At 65.3% G+C, this 1,730-nt stretch carries 1 protein-coding gene; it reads left to right on the top strand.

The window, feature by feature from the left end:
• Positions 1 to 1,730: non-ribosomal peptide synthetase (locus tag Q2100_RS31155; RefSeq protein WP_302917114.1), on the top strand; the 1,730-nt coding region annotated here is incomplete at both ends.

Here is a 1,730-nt window from a genome sequence, read left to right as displayed (position 1 = left end):
CGTTTCGAGCGGGTGTTGTGGGCGATGTGTGGTGATCCGGGTCGGCGGTTGTCGTCGGTGGATGTGCTTGATGCCGGTGAGCGTGGGCAGTTGGATGTGTGGGGCAATCGTGGGGTGCTCGGTGCGGCTGAGGTGCCGGTGTCGATTGTGGAGTTGTTCGATGCTCAGGTGGTGCGGGCGCCGGAGGCGGTGGCGCTGACGTTTGGTGATCGTGTGTGGACCTATGGGGATTTGGACAGGTCTGCGAATCGGTTGGCGCATGTGTTGGTGTCTCGTGGGGCGCGTGCGGGTGAGTGTGTGGCTGTGGTGATGCCGCGTTCGGGTGAGGCGATCGTGGCTATTTTGGCTGTGCTCAAGAGTGGTGCGGCGTATTTGCCGATTGATCCGGCGGTGCCGTCGGCGCGGGTGGAGTTCGTGGTCGGTGATGCTGCTCCGGTGGTGGCGGTCAGTACTGCGGAGTTGGCTGGTGGGTTGGCCGGTCTTGGTGTTGTGGTGGTGGCTGTTGATGATCCGGCGGTGGCTGCTGCGCCGGATACTGCGCCGGTGGCGGGTCCGGCGGCTGATGATGTGGCGCACATCATCTACACCTCGGGGACGACGGGTCGGCCCAAGGGGGTGGCGGTCAGTCATCGCAATGTGACGCGGTTGTTCGAGTCGATGGATGTCGGGTTTGAGCTGTCCGCGGAGCAGGTGTGGACCCAGTGTGCGTCGTATGCGTTCGACTACACGGTGTGGGAGATCTGGGGTGCGCTGCTCCATGGTGGGCGGTTGGTGGTGGTGCCGGAGTCGGTGTTGCGTTCGCCGGAGGATTTCCAGGCGTTGTTGGTCACCCAGCGGGTCAGTGTGTTGAGTCAGACTCCGTCTGCGGTGGGGGTGTTGTCGCCGGAGGGGTTGGCTGGTACGGCGTTGATGGTGGCGGCGGAGGCCTGCCCGGCTGAGGTGGTGCGGCGGTGGGCTCCGGGTCGGGTGATGATCAATGGTTACGGTCCGACCGAGACCACGGTGTATGCCACGATCAGTGCGCCGTTGCAGGCTGATTCGGATGTGGTGCCGATCGGTTCGCCGGTGCCGGGTGCGGCGTTGTTCGTGCTCGATGGGTGGTTGCGGCCGGTGCCGGCGGGGGTGGTCGGTGAGTTGTATGTGGCCGGTCGTGGGGTGAGTTACGGCTATGTGCGGCGGGCGGGGTTGACGGCGTCGCGGTTTGTGGCGTGCCCGTTCGAGGTGGCCGGTGCGGCGCCGGGGCAGAGGATGTATCGCACCGGGGATTTGGTGCGCTGGGGTGCTGATGGGCAGTTGCAGTATCTGGGTCGTGCTGATGAGCAGGTCAAGATCCGTGGGTATCGGATCGAGTTGGGTGAAATCGGGGCCGCGCTGGCTGCACTGGACGGTGTGGGTCAGTCGGTGGTGGTGGTGCGTGAGGATCGGCCCGGGGACAAGCGGTTGGTGGGCTACATCACCGGTGGTGCTGATCCGGTCGAGGTGCGTGCGGCGTTGGCGCAGCGTCTGCCGGGGTACATGGTGCCCACCGCGGTGGTGGTGCTCGAGGCGTTGCCGTTGACCGTCAACGGCAAGCTGGACAAGCGTGCACTGCCTGAGCCTGAGTACGGCGACAGCGGTGGCTACCGGGCACCTTCTGATGCGGTCGAGGAGGTACTGGCCGGCATCTACAGTCAGGTCCTGGGCCTGCAACGCGTCGGAGTCGACGACTCCTTCTTCGAACTCGGCGGCGA

The sequence above is a fragment of the Mycolicibacterium arseniciresistens genome (genome assembly GCF_030519285.1).
Lineage (GTDB): Bacteria > Actinomycetota > Actinomycetes > Mycobacteriales > Mycobacteriaceae > Mycobacterium > Mycobacterium arseniciresistens.
The sequence above is the reverse complement of the archived record's forward strand: the minus strand, read 5'-3'. Positions and strand labels throughout refer to the sequence as shown.